The sequence below is a fragment of the Sphingomonas sp. IC4-52 genome (assembly GCF_020707225.1).
In the GTDB taxonomy this organism is placed as follows: domain Bacteria; phylum Pseudomonadota; class Alphaproteobacteria; order Sphingomonadales; family Sphingomonadaceae; genus Sphingomonas.
The window spans coordinates 124,895-150,602 of the sequence record NZ_JAJFEU010000003.1 but is presented as its reverse complement, the minus strand read 5'-3'; the positions used below and the strand labels follow the sequence as shown (position 1 = coordinate 150,602).

Genomic DNA, 25,708 nt, shown 5'->3' with positions numbered 1-25,708 from the left:
TTCTACCTCTTCCCCCTCCCGCGCGGGCGGGAGGGGCTAGGGGAGGGATGGTCGATCGTCGGAGCGGTGCGGTTACTCGGCCGCCTCGGCCAGATCACCGTCGTCCGCGTCTTCCATGCTCTTCAGCTCGACGTTGAGGCCCAGCGAACGCATTTCCTTGACGAGCACGTTGAAGCTCTCCGGAATGCCGGCCTCGAACGTGTCGTCACCCTTGACGATCGCCTCATAGACCTTGGTACGGCCGACCACGTCGTCGGACTTTACCGTCAGCATCTCCTGGAGCGTGTACGCAGCACCATAAGCCTGCAGCGCCCACACCTCCATTTCGCCGAAGCGCTGGCCGCCGAACTGCGCCTTGCCGCCCAGCGGCTGCTGGGTGACTAGGCTGTACGGCCCGATCGAACGTGCGTGGATCTTGTCGTCGACGAGGTGGTGCAGCTTCAGCATGTAGATGATGCCGACGGTCACCTTGCGGTCGAACTGATCGCCGGTGCGCCCGTCGAACAGATCCGACTGACCCGACGGATCAAGACCCGCCAGTTCGAGCATGTTGGCGACGTCCTGCTCCACCGCACCGTCGAACACCGGAGTGCCCATCGGAACGCCGGGCTTCAGGTTGTTCGCCAGCTCGATGATGCCCTGCGCGTCACGTGCCTCGATCTCGTCGACATAATGTTCGCCGTAGATCGTCTTCAGCCGCTCCTTCACCGCCTCGGGCATGGCGCCCGGGGTGGCATCCGGATTGGCTTCACGCCATTCCTCCAGCTGCTGCGCGATCTGTTGGCCGAGGCCGCGGGCGGCCCAGCCAAGGTGCGTCTCGAAGATCTGGCCGACGTTCATGCGCGACGGCACGCCCAGCGGGTTCAGCACGAGATCGACCGGCGTACCGTCGGCGAGGAACGGCATGTCCTCCACCGGCAGGATGCGGCTGATGACGCCCTTGTTGCCGTGACGGCCGGCCATCTTGTCGCCCGGCTGCAGCTTGCGCTTCACCGCGACGAACACCTTGACCATCTTCAGCACGCCCGGCGGCAACTCGTCGCCACGCTCCAGCTTCTCGCGACGGTCCTCGAACTTCTCCTTAATGAGCTTCGCGGCCTCGTCGTACTGCGCCTTCACCGCTTCGAGATCCGACTGGACCTTGTCGTCGGCGACCGCGAACTTCCACCATTCGTGGCGGTCGACGCTGTCGAGCATGTCCTGATCGATCACGGCACCCTTCTTGGGGCCGCCCTTCGGCACCGCAGTCGCGGTCTGGCCGATCAGCATCTCGCGCAGGCGAGACCACGTGGCGCGGTTGAGGATCGTGCGCTCGTCGTCCGAGTCCTTCTTCAGGCGCTCGATCTCCTCGCGCTCGATCGCCATCGCGCGCTCGTCCTTGTCGATGCCGTGGCGGTTGAAGACGCGAACGTCGACGACCGTACCGGCAACGCCCGGCGGCAGGCGGAGCGAGGTGTCACGCACGTCGCTGGCCTTTTCACCGAAGATGGCGCGCAGCAGCTTCTCTTCCGGCGTCATCGGGCTTTCGCCCTTCGGCGTGATCTTGCCGACCAGGATGTCGCCCGGCTCGACCTCGGCACCGACGTACACGATGCCCGCCTCGTCGAGGTTGCGCAGCGCTTCCTCGCCGACGTTGGGGATGTCGCGCGTGATGTCCTCCGGCCCGAGCTTCGTGTCGCGGGCCATCACCTCGAACTCGTCGATGTGGATCGACGTGAACACGTCGTCCTTCACGATCCGCTCGGAGATGAGGATCGAGTCCTCGTAGTTGTAGCCGTTCCACGGCATGAACGCGACGAGCGCGTTACGGCCGAGCGCCAGCTCGCCGAACTCGGTCGACGGGCCGTCGGCGAGGATGTCGCCGGCGTTCACCACGTCGCCGACCTTCACCAGCGGGCGCTGGTTGATGCAGGTCGACTGGTTGGAACGCTGGAACTTCATCAGCGAGTAGATGTCGACGCCCGACTTGCCGGCATCGACCTCACCCGTGGCGCGGATCACGATACGGCTCGCGTCGACCTGGTCGACCACGCCGGCGCGGCGAGCCGCGATGGCAGCGCCCGAGTCGCGCGCAACCGTCTCTTCCATGCCGGTGCCGACGAAGGGCGCTTCCGCCTTCACCAGCGGCACGGCCTGACGCTGCATGTTCGAGCCCATCAGCGCGCGGTTCGCGTCGTCGTTCTCGAGGAACGGGATCAGCGAGGCGGCGACCGACACGAGCTGCTTGGGCGACACGTCCATCAGCGTGATCGTCTCGGGCAACGCCATGAGGAATTCGCCGGCCTGACGGGCGGAGATGAGATCCTCGGTGAAGCGGCCTTCGGCGTCGAGCTCGGCGTTCGCCTGCGCGACCGTGTGCTTCTGCTCCTCCATCGCGGAGAGGTACACGACCTCGCCGGTCACCTTGCCGTCCACCACGCGGCGGTACGGCGTCTCGATGAAGCCGTACTTGTTGACGCGCGCGAAGGTCGACAGCGAGTTGATGAGACCGATGTTCGGGCCTTCCGGCGTTTCGATCGGGCAGATACGGCCATAGTGCGTCGGGTGAACGTCGCGCACTTCGAAACCTGCGCGCTCACGCGTCAGACCGCCCGGCCCGAGGGCCGAGACGCGCCGCTTGTGCGTCACTTCGGACAGCGGGTTCGTCTGGTCCATGAACTGCGACAGCTGCGACGAGCCGAAGAATTCACGCACCGCGGCGACCGCCGGCTTCGCGTTGATGAGGTCGTTCGGCATGACGGTCGACACGTCGACCGAGCTCATGCGCTCCTTCACCGCGCGCTCCATGCGGAGCAGGCCGACGCGATACTGGTTCTCGAGCAGCTCGCCCACCGAACGCACGCGGCGGTTGCCGAGGTTGTCGATGTCGTCGATCTCGCCCTTGCCGTCCTTCAGGTCGACGAGGGTCTTCACGACCGCCAGGATGTCCTCGGTGCGCAGCGTCGTCACCGTGTCCTCGGCATCGAGGTCAAGGCGCATGTTGAGCTTCACGCGGCCGACGGCCGACAGGTCGTAGCGGTCCGGATCGAAGAACAGGCCGGCGAACAGCGCCTCGGCCGTTTCCAGCGTCGGCGGCTCGCCAGGGCGCATCACGCGGTAGATGTCTGACAGCGCCTGCTCGCGCTCCTCGGCCTTGTCGGCCTTCAGCGTGTTGCGGATCCACGGACCGGTCGTGACATGGTCGATGTCGAGCAGCTCGATCCGGTCGATGCCGGCGCGATCCAGCTTTTCGAGGTTGTCCGGGCCGATCTCATCGCCAGCCTCGACGTAGATCTCGCCGGTCTGCTCGTTGATGAGGTCATAGGCCGAATAGCGGCCGTAGATTTCCTCGGTCGGGATGAGGAGGTCGGTGAGGCCGTCCTTCGCTGCCTTGTTGGCCGCGCGCGGGGTGACCTTGGTGCCCATGGGGAACACCACTTCGCCCGAGTTGGCGTCGACGAGGTCGAACGTCGGCTTCACGCCGCGCCAGTTCTCGGCCGCGAACGGGATGCGCCAGCCACCCTCACCGCGCACATAAGTGACGCGGTTATAGAAGTGGTTGAGGATTTCCTCGCTGTTGAGGCCGAGCGCGTACAGCAGCGCGGTGACCGGCAGCTTGCGCTTACGGTCGATACGGACGTTAACGATGTCTTTCGCGTCGAACTCGAAGTCGAGCCACGAACCGCGATAGGGGATCACGCGCGCCGCGAAGAGATACTTGCCCGAGGCGTGGGTCTTGCCGCGGTCATGATCGAAGAGGACGCCCGGCGAGCGGTGCATCTGGCTGACGATCACGCGCTCCGTGCCGTTGATGAAGAACGTGCCGTTCTCCGTCATCAGCGGCATGTCGCCCATGTAGACGTCCTGCTCCTTGATATCGAGCACCGAGCGGGTCTCCGTTTCCGGATCCACCTCGAACACGATCAGGCGAAGCGTCACGCGCATCGGCGCGGCATAGGTGATGCCACGCTGGCGGCATTCCTCGACGTCGAACTTCGGCGGTTCGAGTTCGTAGTTCACGAAGTCGAGCTCTGCCGTGCCGGCAAAGTCGCGGATCGGGAACACGCTGCGCAGCGTCTTCTCGAGACCCGAGACATAGCCGATCGAGGGGTCGGACCGCAGGAACTGTTCGTAGCTCTCGCGCTGCACCTCGATGAGGTTCGGCATCTGCACCACTTCGTGGATGTTGCCGAACACCTTGCGGATGCGGCGCTTTGCGGTGCCGCCTTCGATCGCCTTGGTTGCCATGTAGCTGTCTGCCTTGGTCTAATTCGTCCGGGCGCAGGACAAGACGCCAAAAGGCCGCTCGTTCTGTGTCTTACGGACACAAACGGCAGCCTTGAAGCGTCTTATGAAACCACCGACTTCCATCCGTTCGACACGGTGCGCGAGGCCATGCCATTTCCCGAAGCTGTGGTGATGGAGCGGATATAGGAGCCGTGTTGGATCGCGTCAACCACGCATCCAACAGCGGCCCCATGCTGAGTCCGCGGAAAGGAAACGGGCAGCCGTAGGGGGAGCGCCGTGGCCGCCCGCACTGCACGACTGGAGGTGCATCGGCCGCTGCGCGGAGAAGATCGGCCTCGCGTGCCCGGGCGCCGGCCAGCGGACAAGTGCGAGAGGCGCAAGAGAAGTAGCCGGGGCGCCGGCGTGCAGTGGCCGGTTGATCCGCGAGCCCCGGCAGGATTATCGCCACTCACTTCAGCCGTGACTTCAGCGCGAGCCGGAGGCGGGATGCTCGACCGCGTGCTGCCGGCCTGAGCGTCGCCGATCATCCAGCCGGGTCCGACAGTCGGGGCGGCGTGGGAGATGCTGGAATGAAGAAACTGCTGCTGCTTGCCGGCGCCGCGCTGGCGCTTACCCCCGTTGCGGCGCAGCAGACGCCGCCGCCGTCCGGCGACGTTCCCAGCGGCTTCGCCTATCCGATCGATGCACGCGACTATATCCGCCGTGAAGTCATGATCCCGATGCGCGACGGCACCAAGCTGTTCACCGTTATCGTGATTCCCAAGGGTGCGGCGAACGCCCCGATCCTGCTGACCCGAACGCCCTACAATGCTGCCGGCCGGGCCAACCGGGTCGCCAACAGCTCGAACATGGCCTCCCTGCTGCCCCAGGGCGACGAGCCGTTCGTCCGGGCGGGGTACATCCGGGTGTTCCAGGACGTGCGCGGTAAATACGGTTCGGAGGGCGACTATGTGGTTACCCGTCCGGTCATCGGGCCGCTCAACACCACCAAGGTCGATCACGTCACCGATGCCTATGACACCATCGACTGGCTGGTGAACAAGGCGAACCTGCCGGAATCGAACGGACGCGTAGGGATGCTCGGCTCCTCCTATGAGGGGTTCACCGTCGTGATGGCCCTGCTGAACCCGCACCCGGCACTGAAGGTCGCCGCGCCGGAAAGCCCGATGATCGACGGCTGGATGGGCGACGACTGGTTCCACTATGGCGCGTTTCGGCTGGCCAATATTGCCTGGCTTGGTCGTCAGACCGGCTTCAAGGGTTCGGGATCGGAACCGGTGTCGGCGATCTATGACGATTACGAGCAGTTCCGGCGGATCGGATCGGCCGGTGCCTGGGCGGAAAAGTCCGGCTATGCCAAGCTGCCCTATTGGCAGCGCATGGTGTCCCATCCGGCCTATGACGGGTTCTGGCAGGGCCAGGCGCTCGACAAGCTGCTGGCCGCCAACCCTTCCAACGTGCCCACCATGTGGGAACAGGGGCTGTTCGATCAGGAGGACATGTATGGCGCCATCACCACCTGGGAGGCGCTGAAGGCCAAGGGCAAGGCCGGCAACAACTTCCTGGTGATGGGCCCGTGGCGTCACAGCCAGGCGAACTACGACGGTTCGTCGCTGGGCGACTTCAAGTGGAACGGCGACACGGCCACGGAGTGGCGCGAACAATATCTGTTCCCGTTCTTCGACCAATATCTGCGGGACGGCCGGCCCGCTTTCACGCCGCCGCAAGCGCTGATCTACAACACCGGCGACAATCGCTGGGACAAGCTGTCGCAATGGCCGCTCGCCTGCGACAGCGGATGCGACGCGCCGCTGACGCCGATCTATCTGGGCGCGGACGGCGCGCTAGGGTTCCAGAAGGGCGGGGCGGGCGGCGACAGCTATGTCTCCGACCCGGACAAGCCAGTGCCGCATCTGCCGCGCCCGGTGAACTTTGGTGACGGGCGCTGGGGCGCGTGGCTGGTATCCGACCAGCGATCGGTCGACGGCCGTACCGATGTGATGACGTACCAGACCGCGCCGCTGACCCAGGCGGTGCGTGTCTCCGGCGCGCCGATGGCGGATCTGTTCGCCAAGACCACCGGCACCGACGGCGACTTCGTCGTGAAGGTGATCGACGTCTACCCGGACGATTACCCGAACGAGCCGAAGAAGGGCGGCTATCAACTGCCGATCAGCCTGGACATCTTCCGCGGGCGTTATCGCGACAGTTTCGAAAAGCCGACGCCGATCCCCGCGGGCAAGGTCCAACGCTATCGATTCCGCCTGCCGACCGTGAACCATGTCTTCAAGCCGGGGCACCGCATCATGGTGCAGGTCCAATCGTCGCTGTTCCCGCTATACGATCGTAACCCGCAGAAGTACGTGCCCAACATCTTCCTTGCGAAAAAGGAGGATTATCAGAAGGCGACGGTCACGCTTTCGCGGGGCGGTGCGCAGGCAAGTGCGGTATGGCTGCCGGTTGTGGCCAGCGGCGAGACGCCGTCGCGGCCGTGAGTGGTTGTCCGGCGTTCAGGTTGGCGCGGTTAGCGCGATGAGCATGGCAGGGGTGACGAAGATGCGGTTGGCAGCCGGAGTGGCGGCGCTTTGCATGGCAGGCATGGCGAGCGCGCAAGTGCCGCCGACGACAGTGCCGGACGTGGGCAATTTCAGCCTGCCTGAATCGCCCCGACCTGCGCAGCAGAGCCCGCTGCTGAATCCGGCGCCGACGCCGTCTCCGACCCCCACCGAGGCGCTGCCGGTGATCGCGCCACCTGCGCCTACGCCGACCGCCACCCCGCGCGCCGCACCGGTACGCACGCCGAACCCGACACCCACTCGTGCGCCGGCACCGCGGGCGACGCCGACGCCAACCCCATCGCCCCGAGCCACGGCAGCCCCGAGCGCAGCAGCCACTCCGGCGGCAACACGGGAGGCCGTGCCGGCAGCGACGCCCGCTGCTCCACTGACGCCAGAGGTGCTGCCGGCTGAGCCATCAACCGCCGACACCCCCGCATTGCCAGTACCCGCCGCAGAACCGACAGCGGCTTCGGTCGAGCCGGCGACCGGTGGCAACGGCGGCAATTGGCTGTGGACAGTGCTGATCGGTGTCCTCGTGCTCGCCGCTGCCGGATTGTTCCTGTGGCGCCGTCGGTCAAGCCGGATGGATGCGCTGCCGGCGCCAATGGAGCCAGCCGAGGACTGGTCGGTCGCGGACGAGGTGGCCGAACCTGCGCCGGCTCCGGCCCCGTCGCCGGTTGTACTACCTGCGCCCGTTCAGCCCCCTGCATCGGCACCACAGGCTCCGGCACCCGTCACCGCCGCCCCGCGTTTTCTCGACCTGTCTGACAAGATGCCACCGGCCCGCATCGAAGTGGGCGAGCCAGTGGTGCGCCGCGCCGGCCTCAACATGATCACGGCAACGGCAGACCTGACGGTTGAGGTGCGCAACGTGTCGGACGTGCCGGCACGTGGCGTCACGCTGGACGTGCGGCTCGCCAGCGCCCAGCCCAATCAGGATGCGGCGATTGCGGCGATGTTTGCCGGGCCGGTACCCCGGCCGGCAGCGCCGCCCTTTGACCTCGCACCGGGGGAAAGCCGCCGGGTCCGTACGCTGGTGACGATGGCGCGCGACTCGATCACGGTGCTTCAGGCTGGCGGGCGGCCGATGTTCGTGCCGGTGGTGGCGATCCGCGCCATTCACGCCGGCGGGCAGACGGTGACCGTTCATGCGCTGGGCATCGAGCGGCCGGGGCAGGCGAAGCTGGGGCCGTTCTGGCTCGACCAGCCCGGGCGGATGTTCGACACGGTCGGCGTGCGCCCGCACAGCGGCCAATGGTAAGGCATCGCGGTCTGCGGAGGTTCAGCGCTTCGTCCACAGGGTGACGGTACCCACGCGGCGTGCCGGCCGGTAGCCCTGCATTGCCCGCGCGAGTGGTGGGTGAGCAGCAATCCATCGCGGCCCCGGAACGTCATCAACCAGAATGATGTCGGGCCGATGACCTGTGATGTCGGCGGCCAGCAGCGCGGCATCGTCCTGCTCGGCGCGTTCATAGGCGCGGCGAGCGGTTGCCGGCAGCGCGGGATTTTCGAGTTGCTGCCAGGCGTTGCCAGTCACCCATTGGCTGCCGCGTGTGCCGACCCACTCACCCCCAACCCAGCGGGTGAGTGGATGGCCGAGCGAGAAATCGAAGGAAATGCCGATCAGCCGCGGGTGCGCTGGACCAAGACGCTGCACCGCGTCGCTGAGGGCGCGGGGCTCCGGCACGCGGGCGTAGCTGTAGGTGGCGAACAGGGCGAGTATGGCGGCGCAGACGGCGCCGAACGCGCGGGCATGGCCGGGGCGCGAAAGATGCAGCGTGATCGCCAGAAGTGACGTCGCGACCGCGGGATAGCCGTGGTTGAGATAACCCTTGCCCTGAACCAGCCCGGCAGCGGCGAAGCCGGCGGCGGCGAGCAGCAGGACGACGACATCCTCCGTCGGACGCGCGCGGGCCAGCCACAGGGTAAGGATCGCAACGGTGACCGGGATGGTGACCATCGTGCCGGTCAGAAGATGGCCCCAGCTGTCCCGTCCCGGCAGGTACACGAGCCGAAGCAGCGGCAGCATGTGCGCGGTATAATCGGGAAAGACGAGCAGAACGATCAGCAGATAGCCAACCCCTGTCGCGGCCAGCGCGAGCCATTCCGGTGACTTCAACACGTCGAGGTTTCGCTGCCGCGCCGAGGACCAGAGCTGTGGAAGGGCAAGGGCGAGGATCAGGTGAGGCTTGATGGCCACCATGATACCGGCGCCGATCCCGGCCGCCCAAGCATCGCCGGCGCGAACGGGCAGGTTCCGGGTCCGCCTGACGATCACGGCCAGGCAGGGCAGGCCGGCGATCAGCGCAACATGCTCGCGCTGCGCAAACAGATCGGCGGGCAGAACCAGCAGGATGAAAGCGGCGGCAGCCCCCAGCGATGCCAAAGCGGCGGGCGGCACCGCGAGGATCCGGCCCACGTGGCGGAGCGACAGGATCGCCAGCATGCTCGCCAGAAGCACCGTCACTGCTTCCGGCGCGATCCCGAGCAGCCGGGCCGTGGCAACGGCCGGTATGTACAGCAGGACCGAGGCGGGCGGATTCACCTCCTCGATGTCACGGTACAGGCGGGCGCCGTCGAGCACCCGCTCGGCCGTGGTGATCAGCCAGGAAACGTCGCAGTTCAGCGAGGACAGCGCCTGCTGAACCAGCGCGGCCACGATCACGAGCATCGGCCACCCCGGTCGAAGTGCCGATGATGGCAGCCGGTAGGTGGGGAGCGCGCCGGTGATCACCGGCTGGGCGGTAGCGCCTGAGTGGTTGAAGCCGGGTTACCGCGGCGAACTGGCCCTCCGCAGCGGGCGGGCCTTCATCGTGTCAGATACGAAAAGGGCGGCACCCGCGAAGGTGCCGCCCTTTCTGTCGGCTGGTCCGTCCCGGGAGCTGATCCCATGACGTCAAACGTGCGCCTTGGCCCACGTCGGCCGGCCTTGTGCGAAGCGCGGGTTGCTACGCAGCCCGCGCCAGCACAGCGGCTTACTTGAGCTCGACGGTCGCGCCAGCTTCTTCCAGCTGCTTCTTGATCTTCTCGGCCTCGTCCTTGGACACGCCTTCCTTGATCGGCTTCGGCGCGCCTTCGACCAGGGTCTTCGCTTCGGTCAGGCCGAGGCCCGTGATCGCGCGGACTTCCTTGATGACGTTGATCTTCTTGCCACCGTCGCCGGTGAGGATCACGTCGAACTCGGTCTTCTCTTCAGCGGCCGGAGCAGCTGCGCCGCCACCAGCTGCCGGAGCTGCTGCAACCGCTGCTGCGGCCGAAACGCCCCACTTCTCTTCGAGGAGCTTCGAGAGCTCAGCCGCCTCGAGGACGGTCAGTTCGGACAGCTGGTCAACCAGCGCGTTCAGGTCTGCCATGATATACTTCCTTTGAAACGATCGAATGAAACGATGCTGCCTGACGGATCAGGCGGCTTCCTTTTCCGAGTAAGCTGCAAGCACGCGCGCGATCTGCGCGGCGGGCGCCTGGGTGATGGTCGCGATCTTGGTGGCCGGGGCCACGATGAGACCGACGATCTTCGCCCGGAGCTCGTCGAGCGACGGCATCGTCGCAAGCGCCTGAACGCCTGCCACGTCGAGCTTGGTCGCACCCATACCGCCACCGACGATCTCGAACTTGTCGGTCGTCTTGGCGAAATCCACGGCTACCTTGGCAGCCGCGACGGGATCGACCGAGGTCGCGAGACCGACCGGACCGGTGAGCATGTCGCCCAGCGAATCATAGTCGGTGCCATCGAGCGCGATCTTGGCAAGCTTGTTCTTCGAGACCTTGTAGACGGCACCGGCCTCGCGCATCTTCGTCCTCAGCTGCGTCGACTGTGCGACGGTGAGGCCGAGGTTGCGGGTGACGACCACCACGCCGACCTCGGAGAAGGTCTGCTTGAGTTCGGCGACGGCTGCGGCCTTTTGAGCACGATCCATGCCATTCTCCACACTATGACCGCATCCCGAAGGCTGCGGCCGGTTACGATCCGTCCGCACGAAACCGTGCGAACGGGTTGTCCAAGGGCACCCCGTCAAAGTGATACTTTGACAGGACCCGAGTGAAGGGGAATGGGAAGCAGTCGCGGGCCCAATGAGCCACGCGGCAGACCGGAGCGCCAGGACGCTCGCGGTGAAATCCTGTCCCCGTCTCGGCGGGGCATTAAGGGCCCTGTGGCCCACCCGCTGTCTCGGACGGCGCCGCACGCCCGAGGGGTACGGCAAGCGCAGCCCCATAGCGGAATGGCGCTGTGGGTCAAGTGTCTTTGAACCCACATCAAATCGCAACCGGAACGACATCGTCTCGCCACGGCGCCGTCATCCGCGCCCGGCACAGCCTGTCCAGACAAGCAGCCCCGGGGGGACCCATGACCGATTCGACCTTTCTTTACGATGACGGTGACATCGACACGAACCGAAGCGCGAACGGTCACCTCAACGACCTGATTGCGCAGCGCTATTCGCGGCGGCAGACGCTGCGCGGCGGGCTGAGCGCGATGACCACGGCAGTGTTCGGCGGCGTTCTGCTGGCTGGCTGCGACGACGAGACGATCACGAGCGAGCCGGTGAAGGTGAGTGCGGGCAGCGCCGTCGCTACCACCGCCGGCAAGACGGTGACGCTGCAAGGCACGGCAAACACGGGCGCCCAGTCGATCGGCTGGGTGCAGGTGAGCGGGCCTTCCGTAACGCTGAGCGGCACGAGTGGCACGACCGCGACCTTTATCGCTCCGGCGGTGAGCACTGCCACGCCGCTAGTGTTTCGCTTTACCGGCGTGGGGGCGGCTGGCGACAGCGCCACCGCGGACACCACCGTTACCGTTTCACCGGCGACCTTGGACTTCGCCGCCGTTGCCAAGAACCGCAACGACCTGGTGACCGTGCCGGCCGGCTATACCGTAACGGTGCTGTACCGGCTGGGCGATCCGATCAACGCCAGCACGCCTGCCTATGCCAATGACGGGACGGACACGAACTTCGCGGCGCGCGCGGGCGATCATCATGACGGAATGAGCTTCTTCGGTCTCGCCGCAACCGGCACCAGCCGGGATCCGGCGGGCAGCACGCGCGGGCTGCTGGTGCTCAATCACGAAAACATCACCGAGAGCTATTTGCACGCGCGGGGTCAGACGACCACGGGCGGTGTGCGGCCGGAAGCGGAAGCGATCAAGGAGATCGAGGCGCATGGCGTTTCGGTGATCGAGGTGACTCGAGGGGCTTCTGCCTGGAGCTACGTGCAGGCGTCCGCGCTCAACCGGCGGATCACCCCGAACACGCCGATGGCGTTCAACGGCCCGGCGCGCGGCCATGCGCTGCTGCGCACGCTGTATTCCAAGGACGGGACGCAAGGACGCGGCACGATCAACAATTGCGCCAACGGCACCATGCCCTGGGGCACCTACGCGACCGCGGAGGAAAACTGGGCCGGTTATTTCCGGCGCGATCGCGGCGATGCCGCGGTGCGCATTGCGGCTGGCCAGGCGAAGGAGAATGCCAGCCTGTCGCGCTACGGTATCAGCGAGGGTCGGGCGGGCAATTACGGCTGGACGACCGTGACACCATCGGATCCGTCCAGCACGGTCTTTCGCAAATGGAACGCCACCGCCGTGGCCGACGCGGTTGCAGACGGCACCGCCGATTTCCGCCACGAGCCGTTCCAGTACGGCTGGATCGTCGAGATCGACCCGTACAATCCGCAGTCGACGCCGCGTAAGCGAACCGCGCTCGGCCGCATGAACCACGAAGGCGTGGAGCCGAGCCGGATGGTCGCCGGCGTCAGGCCCGCCTTCTACATGGGCGACGACGCGCAGAACGAATATATCTACAAGTTCGTGTCGAGCACGCCCTGGTCGGCCAGTGACGCCAATGCCGCTGACCGGCTGGCGGTGGGCGACAAGTATCTGGATGCCGGCACGCTCTATGTCGCGAAGTTCAATGCGGACGGCAGTGGCCAGTGGCTGGCCCTGACGTTCGGATCGGGCCCGCTGACCAGTGGCAATGCGACCTGTCCGTTCGCGGATCAGGCCGACGTGTTGATCAACGCCCGCATCGCCGCCGACCTGTTGGGCGCGACGCCGATGGACCGGCCGGAATGGACCGCGGTCAACCCGGCGAACGGCGAGATGTATTGCACGCTCACCAACAATTCGTCGCGCAGCCCGGCGCGCACCGATGCTGCCAATCCGCGCTCCTATGTCGATCCGCGGACCGATGGCCGGAGCAACAGCGCGGGGAACGTCAACGGCCATGTCATTCGCCTGCGGGAGAATGGCGACACGACGGAGGCCGTGGCCTTCACCTGGGACGTCTATGCCTTCGGATCGGGCAGCGACCTCAACAAGGACAATATCAACCTGTCGGGGCTGGACGACAGCAACGATTTCTCCTCGCCCGACGGCCTGTGGTTCAGCCTGCCGACCAACGTCGCAGGGCAGGGGGCGAGCCCGGTGATGTGGCTGCAGACCGATGATGGCGCCTTCACCGATGTGACCAACAACCAAATGCTCGCCGCCATCCCGGGGCGCGTGGGTGACGGGGGCACGAAGACGGTGAACAATGCGACGCCGGCTGGGACCAGCACGGCGACGACGCGCGTCGGCAAGGCGCCGGGCGCGACGCTGAAGCGGTTCCTGGTCGGGCCAAAGGAATGCGAGATCACCGGCATCACGTCGACGCCTGACGGAAAGGCGCTGTTCGTCAACATCCAGCACCCCGGCGAAAATGGCGGCCCGGACAACATCACGTCGAACTGGCCGGCCTCCCAAGGGGGTACTGCGGCGTCGGGCACGCGCCCTCGGTCAGCGACGATCGTGATTACCCGCCAGGACGGCGGGCTGGTCGGCATTTGATGAGCTGAGCGCATCCCTGCCTGGAAGACAGGAGGCGCGCTCTCGAGTTCCGTCATCCCCGCGCAGGCGGGAATCCATACTGGCGAACGTTGCGGTTCCAGCCGCTGGTTCGGAGTTTATGGATCTCCGCCTGCGCGGGGATGACGCGTTTTGGCGAGGAGAGTGGGTTTACAGATCCGTGCGGATTGCGCCTGCCTCGCGCACCGCCTTCAGCGTCGGCCAGCCGTTGACCGCCATCAAGAGGTCCGCCTCGGCGAGGATGCACTTCAGCACGTGCGCGCAGCCCGCCGCGCCGCCCAGCGCCAGGCCATAGGAATAGGGCCGGCCGAGGCCCACAGCGTCAGCGCCGAGCGCGATTGCCTTCACCACGTCGGTGCCCGATCGGATGCCCGAATCGAACAGCACCGGCACGCGCCCTGCGACCGCCTCGGCCACCGCCGGCAGCATGTCGATCGCCGCGATGCCGCCATTCGCCTGCCGACCGCCGTGGTTGGAAACGTAGATGCCGTCAGCGCCGGTATCGATTGCGCGGCGCGCGTCATCGGGGTGGCAGATCCCCTTCAGCACGATCGGCAGCTTGGTGATCGACTTCAGCCACGCCATGTCGTCCCACGTCAGTACCTTGCCGAACGTCGCGCCCCAGGTGCCGATCGCGGTACGCAGATCCTCCTCGGGCGCCTTGCCGCCCAGCATCTGGCGAAAGCGCGGATCGACGAAGTAATTCTGCAGCACATGGCCACGCAGCTGCGGGAAGTTCGACGGGTTGAGATCACGCGGGCGCCAGCCGGTGACCCAGGTATCCAGCGTGACGACGATCGCCTTGTACCCCGCGGCCTCCGCGCGCCCGACCAGGCTCTCCGCCAGTTCCTTGTCGCGCGGCGTGTAGAGCTGGAAGAAGGCCGGTGTCTCGCCGCAGGCGGCCTTCACGTCCTCCAGCGGATCGTTCGACAGTGTCGAGGCGGTTAGCGGCACGCCGGTGGTCGCCGAGGCCTGCGCCGCTGCCACGTCGCCATGCTGATCCTGCGTCATCATCCCGGTGACGCCGATCGGCGCCATGAACAGCGGGGAGGGTAGCTTCAGCCCGAACAACTCGACCGACAGGTCGCGGTGCGTCGCATCGACCATCATCCGCGGCACCATCCCCCAATGGCGGAAGGCGCGGGCATTCTCGTCCTGCGTAAATTCGTCGCCGCAACCGCCCTGGACATAGGTCAGAACATGCGGCGGCAGCGCGGACTGGGCGCGCTTTTCCAGCGTCGCGAAATCGACCGGATAGGTGGGGACCACGCCGGTGAGGCCGGCGCCATAGATCTGGGTCTGCAAGTCGCCGTAATGCGGCATGGGGTACGCTCTCCTTTGCACGCATTGTCGCGGGCTGGAGAAGCCTTGTCACGCCATCGGCGGAGAAAATCGTTCAGCCGATAAGCTGTTGATATAGCCTGATGTAATCGTCTGCCATGCGTTCGACGCTGAACCGCTCCGCGACGCGCGCGCGGCAGGTGGCGCGGTCGATCTCCCCCACGCGCTCGATGGCGGCAACGGCCTCGTCCAGCGTGTCGACGAGGAAGCCGGTGACGCCATGCTCGATCAGCTCGGGCATCGAGCCGCGGTTGTAGGCGATGACGGGGGTGCCGCAGGCCATCGCCTCCACCACTGACAGGCCGAAGGGTTCGTCGAAGCCGATGAGGTGGAGGAGGGCGCTGGCCTGGCCCAAGGTGCGGATGCGGTCCGCGCCACCGACGACGCCGCGGAAGACGACGCGGTCGTTGTCGATGTGCGGCGCAACGTCGCGTTCGTGATAGCCGTGATCCTGCACGAGCCCCGCCATGACCAGCCGCCGTCCGGCCGCCTTTGCCGCGGCAATGGCGGCGTGCGGGCCTTTATCGGGATGGATCCGGCCGAAAAAGAGCAGGTCCTGACCACCAGCCGCGTCAAAGGGAAAATCATCCAGCGGGATGCCGTGATGGATGGTCGCGGCATAGCTGAGCGACGGGTGGCGATCGGCGTCGCTGATCGAGACGTAGTGAACATGATCGTCGTAGCGCTGGTACACCGGCACGATCCGTTCGGAAGAAAAGCCGTGGATCGTCGTCAGCATCGGCGTGTCGATCAGCCGCGACCAGGCGAGCGGCATGAAATCGGCCTGGTTGTGGATGAGGTCGAAGTCGCCGGCGCGTTCGATGCAATGCGCGATGTGCATCGCTTCCCACACCTTGGCATCGAGGTGCGGCGGCTCCGAATAGCCGCGCGGGGCGACACCCTCCAGCTTGCCGGCGGTGCGGGAATTCTGCGTGGCGAAGAGTGTGACGTCGACACCGCGGGCGACCAGCGCCTCGGTCAGCATGCTCGTCACCAATTCCCAAGGGCCATAGCCGGTCGGCGGCGTCGGCCAGGAGATCGACGACAACATGGCAATGCGCATCAGGTCAGCAGCTCCACGACATATCCTTCATCCGCATCGACCGTGCCGTCGAATGTGGCCCGCGTGCCAGTGGCGACGATGATCCGGCCGGGGCGGGTGGCATCGGGCAGCGTCACGTCGCGCGCGGTGCTGCCGAGATTGAGGACCACCAGCAGTCGTTCCTCACCTAGACGACGCTCATAGGCGAGCACGTCGGCCGACGCGTCGTGCAGCGTCATGGCGCCGAGCGACAATGCATCGCTGGCGCGACGCGCGGCGAGAAGGCGGCGGTAGAGCCACAGCATTGAGGCGGGGTCGGCGTCCTCAGCGGCGACATTGCGGGCGCGCCAGTCGGGGTGGAGCGGCAGCCATGGCTCGGCGGTCGAGAAGCCGGCATTGGGTGAGGCATCCCATGCCATCGGGGTACGCGAGCGATCGCGGCCGAGCCCCATGCCGGGCTGGCGCAAATCCTGCGGATCGCGAATCCGGTCGGGCGGGATGTCGACGGTGCCGATGCCGATCTCGTCGCCCTGATACAAAGTCGGGGTGCCGCGCAGCGTGAGGAGCAGCATGGCGGCGACGCGGGCCTGGCGCTCACCGACGCGGGCGGCGATGCGGGCTGCGTCGTGGCTGCCGATCACCCAATTGGGCCAGCCGTGTTCGGGGATCGCGGCGTCATAGTCGGCGATGAGGCGGGCGAGCGTGTCGCGATCCCAAGGGTTCTCGATCAGCTCGAAATTGAAGGGCAAATGGACGCCCGGCTCGGCCGCGCTGCCGTACCAGCGCATCAGGCGGTCACGCGGCAGGAAGATCTCGCCCACCAGCAAGGTCTCGCCATAGCTGTCGGCCAGTTCGCGGAAGCCGCGGGTGAAGGCGTGCGCCTCCGGCTGGTCGGTGGAATGCTGCTGAATGACGCGCAGCTTTTCCGCCATGCCAGCGCGCCAGCCGGGATTGCCCGGATTGTCGGGCAATCCTTCCGCCTTCACGATGTGCCACAGCACGTCGATGCGAAAGCCGTCGACGCCGCGATCGAGCCAGAAGCGCAGCACGTCGGTCATCGCCGCCGCGACCTCCGGGTTGCGCCAGTTGAGGTCCGCCTGCTCCTTCAGGAAGGTGTGGAGGTAATATTGGCCGGTCGCCGGATCGAGCTCCCACGCCGGGCCGCCCATGTCGCTGATCCAGTTGTTGGGCGGGCCACCGTCCGGCGCCGGATCGCGCCAGATGTACCAGTCACGCTTCGGATTGTCGCGGCTGGCGCGGCTTTCGATGAACCACGGGTGCTGCGTCGAGGAATGGTTGGGGACGAAATCGAGCAGCAGCTTCAGCCCGCGCGCATGGACCGCGGCGAGCAGGCGGTCGAAAGCGGCAAGGTCGCCGAACATCGGCTCAACGCCGGTATAATCGGCCACGTCATAGCCGAAGTCGGCCATGGGCGAGGGGAAGATTGGCGAAAGCCAGATCGCGTCGACGCCGAGCGAGGCGATATGATCGAGATGCGCCTCTATACCTGCAAGGTCGCCGATACCGTCGCCATCGCTGTCCGCGAAGGAGCGCGGATAGACCTGATAGATGACGCCGCGCTTCCACCAGGGCGCAGCGGGGGTGCCCTCGCTCATGCGGTTCGTAACGCCTCGGCAACGGAAGGGTTCACGCGGGCGATGACGCCGGCGGCAGCGGGCAACAAAAAAGGCCGGGGTTGCCCCCGGCCTTTTTCGTTACGCTAACTGGAAAGCCCGGATCAGGCCGAGGCGACTTCCGCCACGTCGACCTTGATGCCCGCACCCATGGTGCTGGAGATCGCGACCTTGCGGACGTACTTGCCCTTGGCGCCGGCCGGCTTGGCCTTGACCACCGCATCGACCAGCGCGTCGAAGTTCGCGCGCAGGTCCTCGGCCGGGAAGCTCGCCTTGCCGATGCCGGAGTGGATGATACCGGCCTTTTCGACGCGATACTCGACCTGGCCACCCTTGGCCGCCTTCACTGCCTCGGCGACGTTCATCGTCACGGTGCCGAGCTTCGGGTTCGGCATCAGGCCCTTCGGACCCAGGACCTTACCGAGACGGCCGACGATACCCATCATGTCCGGGGTCGCGATGCAGCGATCGAAGTCGATCTTGCCGCCCTGGATGGTTTCCATCAGGTCTTCCGCACCGACGACGTCGGCGCCGGCCTCGCGGGCCTCGTCAGCCTTCGCGCCGCGGGCGAACACGCCGACGCGAACGGTCTTGCCGGTGCCCTTGGGCAGCGTGACGACGCCGCGGACCATCTGGTCAGCGTGACGCGGATCGACGCCGAGGTTCAGCGCGACTTCGATCGTCTCATCGAACTTGGAGGTCGCACCCGACTTAGCGAGCTGGATCGCCTCGTCGACGCCGTGCAGCTTCTCGCGGTCGATCGTGATCGCCTTCTGCTTCTTCGTGAGCTTCGCCATGTCCTCAGCCCTCCACAACCTGGAGGCCCATCGCGCGAGCGGAGCCTTCGATGATCTTCGTTGCTGCGTCGATGTCGTTCGCGTTCAGGTCCTTCATCTTGACCTGGGCGATTTCCGACAGCTGCGAGCGCTTGATGGTTCCCGCGCTGGTCTTGCCCGGCTCCTTCGAGCCCGACTTCAGGTTCAGCGCCTTCTTGATGAGGAAGGTCGCCGGCGGCGTCTTCGTCTCGAAGCTGAACGAGCGGTCGGCGTAGACGGTGATGACGGTGGGGAGGGGCGAACCCTTTTCCATGTCAGCGGTCTGCGCGTTGAACGCCTTGCAGAATTCCATGATGTTCACGCCGCGCTGACCCAGCGCCGGGCCGATCGGCGGCGACGGGTTTGCAGCGCCGGCAGGCACCTGCAGCTTGATATAGCCTGTGATTTTCTTCGCCATGTCACTCTCTTTAAGTTTAGCGGTCGTCGCGGGCGCGTTGCCGCACCCTCCCGCAAGCGTTCCAGCGATTTACCTGGAAGAGCGCGCGCATAGCGGGGTCGCGGGGAAAAATCCAGTCCCGCGCGGACCCCGCCCTGCGCACCCCGCCATGTGTACGCGGGGGCGCGGTTTACGTCATCGCCATGAGGCTGGCGTTGCCGCCCGCCGCGGTGGTGTTGATCGAGGTGGAAACCTCCTCGACCAGCCATTCGAGGCGATAATCGTTCGCCTGGGTCAGCACGATCGGGCCGCCCAGTGCAGCGATTCGCTGTTGCAGGTCACGCACGCGGGCAGCGTCGCCCTCAATCAGCGCGCCCGCATAGGGGCCGTCGCTGGACCAGTCGCTGGTCCAGCGGACGCGCGCGGCGACCGGCGCGGGGAGATCGGTGCGCAGCGCCGAGTCCACCACCACGTCGTTGCCGGTGGCGAGCGCGGCGGCGAGCTGCGCCATCAGCCCGGCCGTGGTTGCCGGCAGCAGCAGGATGCGGCCACGCGGGTGTAGCGCGTACAGGTTGCGCTCACCCACCGGGCCGTCGAGCTCCGCCTCCAGGCCGAGCGGGGAGGCGACGGCAACCTCACGAACGCCGGCCGCGGCGGCCTGGTCCCCGCGCGCCTCCAGCCAGAGCGCGAGGTCGCGGGTGGCGGCGTCGGCCGTCGTCGACGTGCCCGCGGGCGCCTCGATCGCGCCTCGCACCAGGCGGCCGAGATAAAGCGGTCCGCCCGCCTTGGGCCCGGTGCCCGACAGACCGCGCCCACCAAAGGGCTGAACGCCGACGATCGCGCCGATGACGTTGCGGTTGATGTAGAGATTGCCTGCCTTCACCCGCGCGGTGACATGGGCGATCGTCTCGTCGAGGCGGGTGTGGAGGCCAAAGGTCAGGCCGTAGCCGGTGGCGTTGATGCGATCGATCAGCGCGTCGAGCCCGCTGCGCTTGTAGCGGACGACGTGGAGGACCGGGCCGAACACCTCGCGCTGAAGCTCGGCGATGTCGGGCAGCTCGATGATCGTCGGGGCGACGAAGGTGCCGTGCGTGGCCGCCTCGCCGAGCGGGAGCGAATCGACCTTGTGGCCGCGGTCGCGCATTGCGGCGATGTGGCGGGTGATGTTGCCTTGCGCCTCGGCGGTGATGACCGGGCCGATGTCGACCGCCAGCCGATCGGTACGGCCGATGCGCAGCTCCTGCAGCGCGCCGCGCAACATGGTGAGGATGCGGTCGGCGACCTCCTCCTGCAGGCACAGGATGCGCAGCGCCGAGCAGCGCTGGCCGGCGCTGTCGAAGGCGGAGGCGATAACGTCCGCCACCACCTGTTCGGCGAGTGCGGAGCTGTCGACGATCATCGCATTCTGGCCGCCGGTCTCAGCGATGAGCGGGATTGGCGCGCCATCGGCCGAGACGCGGGTGGCGAGTTCGCACTGGATCAGCCGGGCGACTTCGGTGGAGCCGGTGAACATCACCGCGGCGGTCTCCGGCGCGGCGACCAGCGCAGCGCCGATCGCGCCGTCGCCGGGGACGAGCTGAAGCGCGTCGGCGGGGATGCCGGCCGCGTGGAGGATGGCGACCGCCTGTGCGGCGATCAGCGGGGTTTCCTCGGCGGGCTTGGCCAGCACGGTGTTGCCGGCGACAAGCGCGGCGGAGACCTGCCCGGTGAAGATCGCCAGCGGGAAGTTCCACGGGCTGATGCAGGTGACGGTGCCGAGCGGCCGGTGCGCGGGGCCGAAGCTGCGGCGCGCCTGGTCGGCGTAATAGCGCAGGAAGTCGATCGCCTCGCGAACCTCGCCGATCGCGTTAAGGACCGACTTGCCCGCCTCGCGCACGGTCAGCCCGATCAGCTCGGCCATGCGCGCCTGCATCGTGTCGGCGGCGCGATCGAGGATGGCGGCACGGTCGGCGGGGGCGACGGCGGCCCATGCGGGGGCGGCGGCAGCGGCGGTGCGCGCGGCGGCGGCGGCCTGCGCGGGGCTTGCCTCGACGACGGTGCCCACGGTGTCGCGGTGGTCGGCGGGGTTCAGCACGGGGCGGGGCGTGCCCTGACCATCGGCGGGGGCGGCGCGCCAGTTGCCGTGCGCGCCGGCCTGCATCGTCTCGCCCAGCGAAGCGAGCGTGCGCTCGTCCGCGAGGTCGAGCCCGTCGGAGTTGCGGCGGCGGGGGTAGAGATCAGCCGGAAGGGCGATCGCGGCGTGCTTCTGCCCCGGCGTGTCGGTCGCGCGAACGATCGCGACGGGATCGGCGACGAGGTCGGCGATCGAAACCTCGGGATCGGCAATACGATTGACGAAGGAGCTGTTGGCGCCGTTTTCCAGCAGGCGGCGGACGAGATAGGCAAGCAACGTCTCGTGCGTGCCGACGGGCGCGTAGATGCGGCAGGGGCGGTTCAGCTTGTCCGCGCCAACCACCTCATCATACAGCGGCTCGCCCATGCCGTGGAGGCATTGGAACTCATAATCGCCGAGGGTGAAGTCGGGGCCCGCCATGGCGTGGACGGTCGCGAGCGTCTGCGCATTGTGGGTGGCGAATTGTGGGAACACCGCATCGCGGTTCGCCAGCAGGCGGCGGGCGCAGGCGAGATAGGACACGTCGGTGTGGATTTTGCGCGTGTAGACGGGGAAATCCGCCTGCCCATCGACCTGCGCGCGCTTGATCTCGGCATCCCAATAGGCGCCCTTGACCAAGCGGACCATGATGCGGCGGTCGGCGCGGCGGGCGAGGTCGACGATCCAGTCGATCACGAAGGGGCAACGCTTGCCATAGGCCTGGATGACGAAGCCGAGGCCGTGCCAGCCGGAGAGCGCGGGATCGAGCGCGAGGCTTTCGAGGAGGTCGAGCGAGAGTTCGAGGCGGTCGGCCTCCTCCGCGTCGATGTTGAAGCCGATGTCATAGCCGCGGGCGATCAGCGCGAGGGCGCGGACCCGGGGCAGCAGCTCGCCCATGACGCGGTCGGCCTGCGCTCGGGCGTAGCGGGGGTGGAGGGCGGAGAGCTTGATCGAGATTCCGGGGCCGGCGTAGATGCCGCGGCCAGCGGAGGCCTTGCCGATCGCGTGCACCGCGGTCTCATAGTCGCGATAATAGCGGTCGGCATCGGCGGCGGTGGTCGCCGCCTCGCCCAGCATGTCGTAGCTGTAGCCGAACCCGCGGGCCTCGAGCGGGCGGGCGCGTTTCAGCGCCTCTTCGATGGTCTCGCCGGTGACGAACTGTTCGCCCATCATCCGCATCGCCATGTCGACACCGCGGCGGATGACGGGTTCGCCGGCCCGGGCAATGAGGCGGGTGAGGGCGGCGGCCAATCCGCGGTCGTTGACGCTGTTCGTCAGCTTGCCCGTCACCACCAGGCCCCAGGTGGCGGCGTTGACGAAGAGGGAGCGGCCGTCGCCGATGTGGCTGCGCCAGTCGCCGCCAGCGATCTTGTCACGGATCAGCGCGTCGCGGGTGTCGTCGTCGGGGATGCGGAGGAGGGCTTCGGCGAGGCACATCAAGGCGACGCCTTCCTGGCTGGACAGGGCGTATTCCTGGACCAGACCCTCGACGCCGGTGCCCTTGTGCTTGGCCCTGAGCGCCGTGATCAGCGTCGTCGCGGTGGCGAGGGCCTGCGCCTTCACCGCATCGGGCAGCGTCGCCTCGTCGAGCAGCGGCGCCAGCGCCTCCGGTTCGGCGCGGCGCGTGGCGGCGGTGATCGCGGCGCGCAGCGGCGTCGCGGGGCGGATCGGCGGGGCGAAATCGGCGAACAGCGGTTCCATGACCGCAAATATAGCGATTTGCCCGCGGGCCATCCGACTTTTGATCGGCATTCCGACAGGCTATTTAGCCCATCAAGCGGATGTAGGACAGGCCAGATGGACGAGATCGACGCGTTTGATCGGAAAATCATCGCGGTGCTGGAAAAGGACGGGCGCCTTTCCGTGACCGAACTGGCCAAGCGGGTGGGCCTGTCCAAGACACCGTGCCAGACGCGGCTGAAGCGGCTGACCGACCGCGGCTATATCCGCGGGTTCAAGGCCGTGGTGGACCCGGAGAAACTGGGCCTTGGCCATGTCGCCTTCACCGAGGTGAAACTGTCCGACACGCGCGAGGCGGCGCTGGCGGAATTCCGCCGCGGCGTGCTGGCCATTCCGGAAGTGGAGGAATGCCACATGATCGCCAGCAGCTTCGACTATCTGCTGAAGATCCGCACCCGCGACATCCGCCAGTATCGCGACGTGCTGGGGGAGCGGATCTCAACGCTGCCGCATGTCGCCAGCACCTCCACCTTCGTGGTGATGGAGACGATCAGGGAAGGGGGCTTCTAGCCGGCCGCGGTCGTGACGCTGGCGACAGCGGCATCGCGCTGCGCCGCGGTTGCGGCCTCACGCTCGTGACGCTGGACGGCGACCCGCTCGGCGCGCTCGGCCATGGTTTCCCACGCACGCGCGGCGCGTTCGCAGCGATCGCGCACATTGGCGAGCGTCGCGCCCTGGGCATTGGCCATCTCGGTCGCGGCGCGGGCCCGGTACATGGTTGCATCATCGGCCATCGGGGGAAGCTCCTTGGTTCGAGGATCCGCGGGCCGGCACCATTGCCGGCCCACGTGCAACGGGAAGGTTATTCCGCGGCTTCGAGCGAGACCGCGCTGGTACGCCCGCGGCGATCATTCTCCAGCTCGTAGCTGACGCGCTGGTTCTGATTCAGCGTAACAAAACCGGCGCGCTCCACGGCCGAAATATGGACGAACGCATCCGCGCCGCCATTGTCGGGAGCAATAAAGCCAAAGCCCTTGTCAGCGTTGAAGAACTTGACGGTGCCAAGATTAGCCATGTGTATTTTCCTTCTTGTTTCGGACGGGGGCCGACGACCGGTACGCCCCGGTGCCGCGGCAGCAGGGAAAGAAGGAAGAAGGTGCCGCAAAGCGCCAAAGACCGTCGATTTGCGACTGAAGCTTGCCCTATGTAGGGGCGCTGACCCCAAATAGCGAATCGCGCGCCCGATTATCGCGTTGACGGAGCAAGATGCTGGCGAAAAACTGGTCGCGGCGCGCCCAAAGATCATGCGGCGAACGATCCGCAAAGCCGGGCGGCGCAGGGCCGACCGCATAAGCCTCAAGTGCCGTCAGGCTGCGGGCGTAATCCTCGCTGCCCGCCTCGCCCTCCTCCTCGCCGTCATAATCGTCCGGCGGAGGAAAGCGGGTGAGCCATTCGCCGCCGAGTGGATCCCACCAGACGAGCGGCGCGGCATCGGGATCGGCGGGATCGGCGAACATCGCGTCGCCGGAAAGGCCGGCTGCCTGCCAATGTTGAGAAAGTTGAGACGCTGGCGCGCCCTGCGCAACGGGCGCGTTCGTGGTGTCTGCGGCGGCGTGCGGATCGGTGGCGTCGTCCTCTGCCGTCGCGGGCGGCGCCGGCACGGCGAGGCGGAGCAGGCCGGCGGCCTCGGCGCGCGCCCATTGCTCCGCCGTCCAGCCCGCGCGCTGCGCCAGATCGAGATCGTCCACCGGCACCTCGCCCGCCGTGGCGACGCCGGTGCGCGCGAGGCGATCGGCAGCGGCGAGCGCAAAGATCGGGGCAAGATCGGCCAGAGCGGCGGCATCATCGTCGCCCAGCAAGCCGCCAGTCAGCGTGCCGCAGCGCCGCGCGAGAAACAGGCCGGCGCGCGCCGGGCCCTCATCGCGCGTGACAAGATCGAGATAAGCGTCGAACTCCTGTGCGACGAGCCGGGCGGCCTTCACATCCGCATCTGGCGCGGCCTCCACCTGGCGATCGAGCCGGGCGAGCAGCGACATGGCGAGGCGATTGTCGTGGCGGTGGCGCGTCACCTCGCTGCCGTCGGCGCGGATATAGGTGTCCACCTGGCCTTCGAGCGCGCGGACGAGCAGCGTTTCGGCGAGCGCCTCGCGTGCGACGAGCGAGGCGGCGCGCCAGCCGAGCGCAAAGGCGGCGCCCTTCGCGCTGCGGCGAAAGGCGTAGGCGGAGGCGGTGGACAGGCCGACGCAGCGGCAGGCGGCCTCGACGCCATGCCCCTCCGCAATGGCTTCGAGGAAGCGGCGCTGGTTGGCGGCGGACCAGCCGTCCTGCCGGCGCGAGACGCTGGCGGGGACGCCGTTTTCGGCGATTTCCTCATCGGGCAGGGGCACGAAGGTGGCCGAGGGAGGGCTTGGCGCCGGGGCGGCGGGCGGCGCGGCATCGAAGAGGGACTGGCGGGGGATCATGCGGGCCTCGCGGATTGCTTCCTGGTTCCCCGGCGGCGCGGCGGCGGGGGTGTCGGGCATGGGGCGGAGCGGCGCGGGCTACCAGCCGCGCTGGAGCCGCCGGCGGTCGCGGGCGATCTCGCGGAAGAGGCGATCGGTCGCGGCGAGATTGGCGGCGACATCGGGCGGGGTTTCGGTGCGCTTGCCGATGAGGCCGCGGTCGATCAGCGACTGCCAGTGGCGGACGGCCTCGGCGTGCGCATCGGTGATGGGACCATCGGTGAAGATGGGGAGGGGGAGCGGATGCGGCATCGGTTTCGTCCTCGCAAATGATTGCTGGACGGGGGAGTTATACCGAAAGGGGGGTTGTAGGACAGCGCGCGCGGCGAGAGCGTAGCAAAGCTACGCCCGAGCGCACTCGCGCGCGCCCGGCCAGCGGCGCTATAGCGCCGACTGACGACGCGGCTTTGCCGCGGCGGGGCTGTTCTCGTGCTATGTGATGTTCCCATTCACGCAGAGCCAGTAATTGATACGCGCTAGGCTTTGAGTGTCGGATGCGATCGGGGGCGAGGCGATCGAGGACGCAAGTGTCGCAGCTCAAGGGCGCATGCGCGGACGAAAGTTATAGCAGGAGAGAATG

18 protein-coding genes are annotated in these 25,708 nt (G+C 67.1%); 4 read left to right on the top strand and 14 right to left on the bottom strand.

The window, feature by feature from the left end; all coding sequences use genetic code 11:
• Nucleotides 1-72: 72 nt before the first annotated feature.
• Nucleotides 73-4,227 (bottom strand): DNA-directed RNA polymerase subunit beta, encoded by a 4,155-nt coding sequence (gene rpoB, locus LK535_RS09645; RefSeq protein ID WP_227771696.1) that lies wholly within the window; start codon nt 4,225-4,227, stop codon nt 73-75.
• A gap of 569 nt (nt 4,228-4,796) precedes the next feature.
• On the opposite strand from rpoB, the gene LK535_RS09640 reads away from it, so the two are divergent.
• Together LK535_RS09640 and LK535_RS16800 are read left to right on the top strand one after the other, a co-directional pair.
• Nucleotides 4,797-6,722 (top strand): CocE/NonD family hydrolase, encoded by a 1,926-nt coding sequence (locus LK535_RS09640; RefSeq protein ID WP_227771695.1) that lies wholly within the window; start codon nt 4,797-4,799, stop codon nt 6,720-6,722.
• Between the two features lie 43 nt (nt 6,723-6,765).
• Entirely contained in the window at nt 6,766-8,046 is a 1,281-nt protein-coding gene (locus LK535_RS16800; RefSeq protein ID WP_265334156.1) for an LPXTG cell wall anchor domain-containing protein, read from the top strand.
• Between the two features lie 21 nt (nt 8,047-8,067).
• Here LK535_RS16800 and LK535_RS09630 read toward each other — a convergent pair whose 3' ends face one another.
• From LK535_RS09630 to rplJ, 3 genes are all read right to left on the bottom strand, one after another.
• Nucleotides 8,068-9,456: a hypothetical protein gene (locus LK535_RS09630; RefSeq protein ID WP_227771694.1), complete on the bottom strand. Its 1,389-nt coding sequence runs from the start codon at nt 9,454-9,456 to the stop codon at nt 8,068-8,070.
• 304 nt (nt 9,457-9,760) lie between these two features.
• Nucleotides 9,761-10,138, bottom strand: coding sequence for a 50S ribosomal protein L7/L12 (gene rplL / locus LK535_RS09625; RefSeq protein WP_227771693.1), 378 nt, complete (start codon nt 10,136-10,138; stop codon nt 9,761-9,763).
• Nucleotides 10,139-10,186: 48 nt separating this feature from the next.
• Nucleotides 10,187-10,702, bottom strand: coding sequence for a 50S ribosomal protein L10 (rplJ, locus tag LK535_RS09620; RefSeq protein ID WP_227771692.1), 516 nt, complete (start codon nt 10,700-10,702; stop codon nt 10,187-10,189).
• A gap of 428 nt (nt 10,703-11,130) precedes the next feature.
• Here rplJ and LK535_RS09615 point away from each other — a divergent pair, with 428 nt between their 5' ends.
• Entirely contained in the window at nt 11,131-13,608 is a 2,478-nt protein-coding gene (locus tag LK535_RS09615) for a PhoX family protein (protein WP_227771691.1), read from the top strand.
• A gap of 168 nt (nt 13,609-13,776) precedes the next feature.
• Here the strand turns inward: LK535_RS09615 and LK535_RS09610 are convergent, their stop codons facing one another.
• From LK535_RS09610 to putA, 6 genes are all read right to left on the bottom strand, one after another.
• Nucleotides 13,777-14,949: an alpha-hydroxy-acid oxidizing protein gene (locus LK535_RS09610; protein WP_227771690.1), complete on the bottom strand. Its 1,173-nt coding sequence runs from the start codon at nt 14,947-14,949 to the stop codon at nt 13,777-13,779.
• 73 nt (nt 14,950-15,022) lie between these two features.
• Complete coding sequence (locus tag LK535_RS09605; protein ID WP_227771689.1) at nt 15,023-16,030, bottom strand: glycosyltransferase family 4 protein; 1,008 nt, start codon at nt 16,028-16,030, stop codon at nt 15,023-15,025.
• Nucleotides 16,030-17,625 (bottom strand): alpha-amylase family glycosyl hydrolase, encoded by a 1,596-nt coding sequence (locus LK535_RS09600; RefSeq protein WP_227771688.1) that lies wholly within the window; start codon nt 17,623-17,625, stop codon nt 16,030-16,032. Before LK535_RS09600 ends, LK535_RS09605 begins: the two co-directional genes overlap by 1 nt.
• Nucleotides 17,626-17,747: 122 nt before the next feature.
• Complete coding sequence (gene rplA, locus LK535_RS09595; RefSeq protein WP_227771687.1) at nt 17,748-18,440, bottom strand: 50S ribosomal protein L1; 693 nt, start codon at nt 18,438-18,440, stop codon at nt 17,748-17,750.
• A 4-nt stretch (nt 18,441-18,444) separates the two neighbouring features.
• Nucleotides 18,445-18,876 carry a 50S ribosomal protein L11 gene (gene rplK, locus LK535_RS09590; protein ID WP_227771686.1) on the bottom strand — a complete coding sequence of 144 codons (432 nt, stop codon included), beginning with the start codon at nt 18,874-18,876 and terminating at the stop codon, nt 18,445-18,447.
• A gap of 169 nt (nt 18,877-19,045) precedes the next feature.
• Nucleotides 19,046-22,648, bottom strand: a complete 3,603-nt coding sequence (gene putA / locus LK535_RS09585; protein ID WP_227771917.1) for a trifunctional transcriptional regulator/proline dehydrogenase/L-glutamate gamma-semialdehyde dehydrogenase — start codon at nt 22,646-22,648, stop codon at nt 19,046-19,048.
• A 96-nt stretch (nt 22,649-22,744) separates the two neighbouring features.
• Between putA and LK535_RS09580 the strand changes: the two genes are divergently transcribed.
• Entirely contained in the window at nt 22,745-23,197 is a 453-nt protein-coding gene (locus LK535_RS09580; protein ID WP_227771685.1) for an Lrp/AsnC family transcriptional regulator, read from the top strand.
• On the opposite strand, the gene LK535_RS09575 is transcribed toward LK535_RS09580, so the two are convergent.
• From LK535_RS09575 to LK535_RS09560, 4 genes are all read right to left on the bottom strand, one after another.
• Nucleotides 23,194-23,421, bottom strand: coding sequence for a hypothetical protein (locus LK535_RS09575; RefSeq protein WP_227771684.1), 228 nt, complete (start codon nt 23,419-23,421; stop codon nt 23,194-23,196). The two genes, LK535_RS09580 and LK535_RS09575, sit on opposite strands and share 4 nt — an antisense overlap.
• A gap of 68 nt (nt 23,422-23,489) precedes the next feature.
• Nucleotides 23,490-23,702, bottom strand: a complete 213-nt coding sequence (locus tag LK535_RS09570) for a cold-shock protein (protein WP_227771683.1) — start codon at nt 23,700-23,702, stop codon at nt 23,490-23,492.
• A gap of 127 nt (nt 23,703-23,829) precedes the next feature.
• A complete protein-coding gene (locus LK535_RS09565) occupies nt 23,830-25,149 on the bottom strand; it encodes a hypothetical protein (protein WP_227771682.1) in 1,320 nt (439 codons plus the stop codon).
• 18 nt (nt 25,150-25,167) lie between these two features.
• The gene (locus LK535_RS09560; RefSeq protein WP_227771681.1) at nt 25,168-25,380 is read right to left on the bottom strand and encodes a hypothetical protein; all 213 of its coding nucleotides are present in this window, start codon (nt 25,378-25,380) and stop codon (nt 25,168-25,170) included.
• Nucleotides 25,381-25,708: the final 328 nt, after the last annotated feature.

Bases quoted from the DNA above. Each gene is read 5' to 3' on its own strand.
- rpoB (WP_227771696.1), bottom strand. From the start codon at position 4,227: ATGGCAACCAAGGCGATCGAAGGCGGCACCGCAAAGCGCCGCATCCGC.
- LK535_RS09640 (WP_227771695.1), top strand. From the start codon at position 4,797: ATGAAGAAACTGCTGCTGCTTGCCGGCGCCGCGCTGGCGCTTACCCCC.
- LK535_RS16800 (WP_265334156.1), top strand. From the start codon at position 6,766: ATGGCAGGGGTGACGAAGATGCGGTTGGCAGCCGGAGTGGCGGCGCTT.
- LK535_RS09630 (WP_227771694.1), bottom strand. From the start codon at position 9,456: ATGCTCGTGATCGTGGCCGCGCTGGTTCAGCAGGCGCTGTCCTCGCTG.
- rplL (WP_227771693.1), bottom strand. From the start codon at position 10,138: ATGGCAGACCTGAACGCGCTGGTTGACCAGCTGTCCGAACTGACCGTC.
- rplJ (WP_227771692.1), bottom strand. From the start codon at position 10,702: ATGGATCGTGCTCAAAAGGCCGCAGCCGTCGCCGAACTCAAGCAGACC.
- LK535_RS09615 (WP_227771691.1), top strand. From the start codon at position 11,131: ATGACCGATTCGACCTTTCTTTACGATGACGGTGACATCGACACGAAC.
- LK535_RS09610 (WP_227771690.1), bottom strand. From the start codon at position 14,949: ATGCCGCATTACGGCGACTTGCAGACCCAGATCTATGGCGCCGGCCTC.
- LK535_RS09605 (WP_227771689.1), bottom strand. From the start codon at position 16,030: ATGCGCATTGCCATGTTGTCGTCGATCTCCTGGCCGACGCCGCCGACC.
- LK535_RS09600 (WP_227771688.1), bottom strand. From the start codon at position 17,625: ATGAGCGAGGGCACCCCCGCTGCGCCCTGGTGGAAGCGCGGCGTCATC.
- rplA (WP_227771687.1), bottom strand. From the start codon at position 18,440: ATGGCGAAGCTCACGAAGAAGCAGAAGGCGATCACGATCGACCGCGAG.
- rplK (WP_227771686.1), bottom strand. From the start codon at position 18,876: ATGGCGAAGAAAATCACAGGCTATATCAAGCTGCAGGTGCCTGCCGGC.
- putA (WP_227771917.1), bottom strand. From the start codon at position 22,648: ATGGAACCGCTGTTCGCCGATTTCGCCCCGCCGATCCGCCCCGCGACG.
- LK535_RS09580 (WP_227771685.1), top strand. From the start codon at position 22,745: ATGGACGAGATCGACGCGTTTGATCGGAAAATCATCGCGGTGCTGGAA.
- LK535_RS09575 (WP_227771684.1), bottom strand. From the start codon at position 23,421: ATGGCCGATGATGCAACCATGTACCGGGCCCGCGCCGCGACCGAGATG.
- LK535_RS09570 (WP_227771683.1), bottom strand. From the start codon at position 23,702: ATGGCTAATCTTGGCACCGTCAAGTTCTTCAACGCTGACAAGGGCTTT.
- LK535_RS09565 (WP_227771682.1), bottom strand. From the start codon at position 25,149: ATGCCCGACACCCCCGCCGCCGCGCCGCCGGGGAACCAGGAAGCAATC.
- LK535_RS09560 (WP_227771681.1), bottom strand. From the start codon at position 25,380: ATGCCGCATCCGCTCCCCCTCCCCATCTTCACCGATGGTCCCATCACC.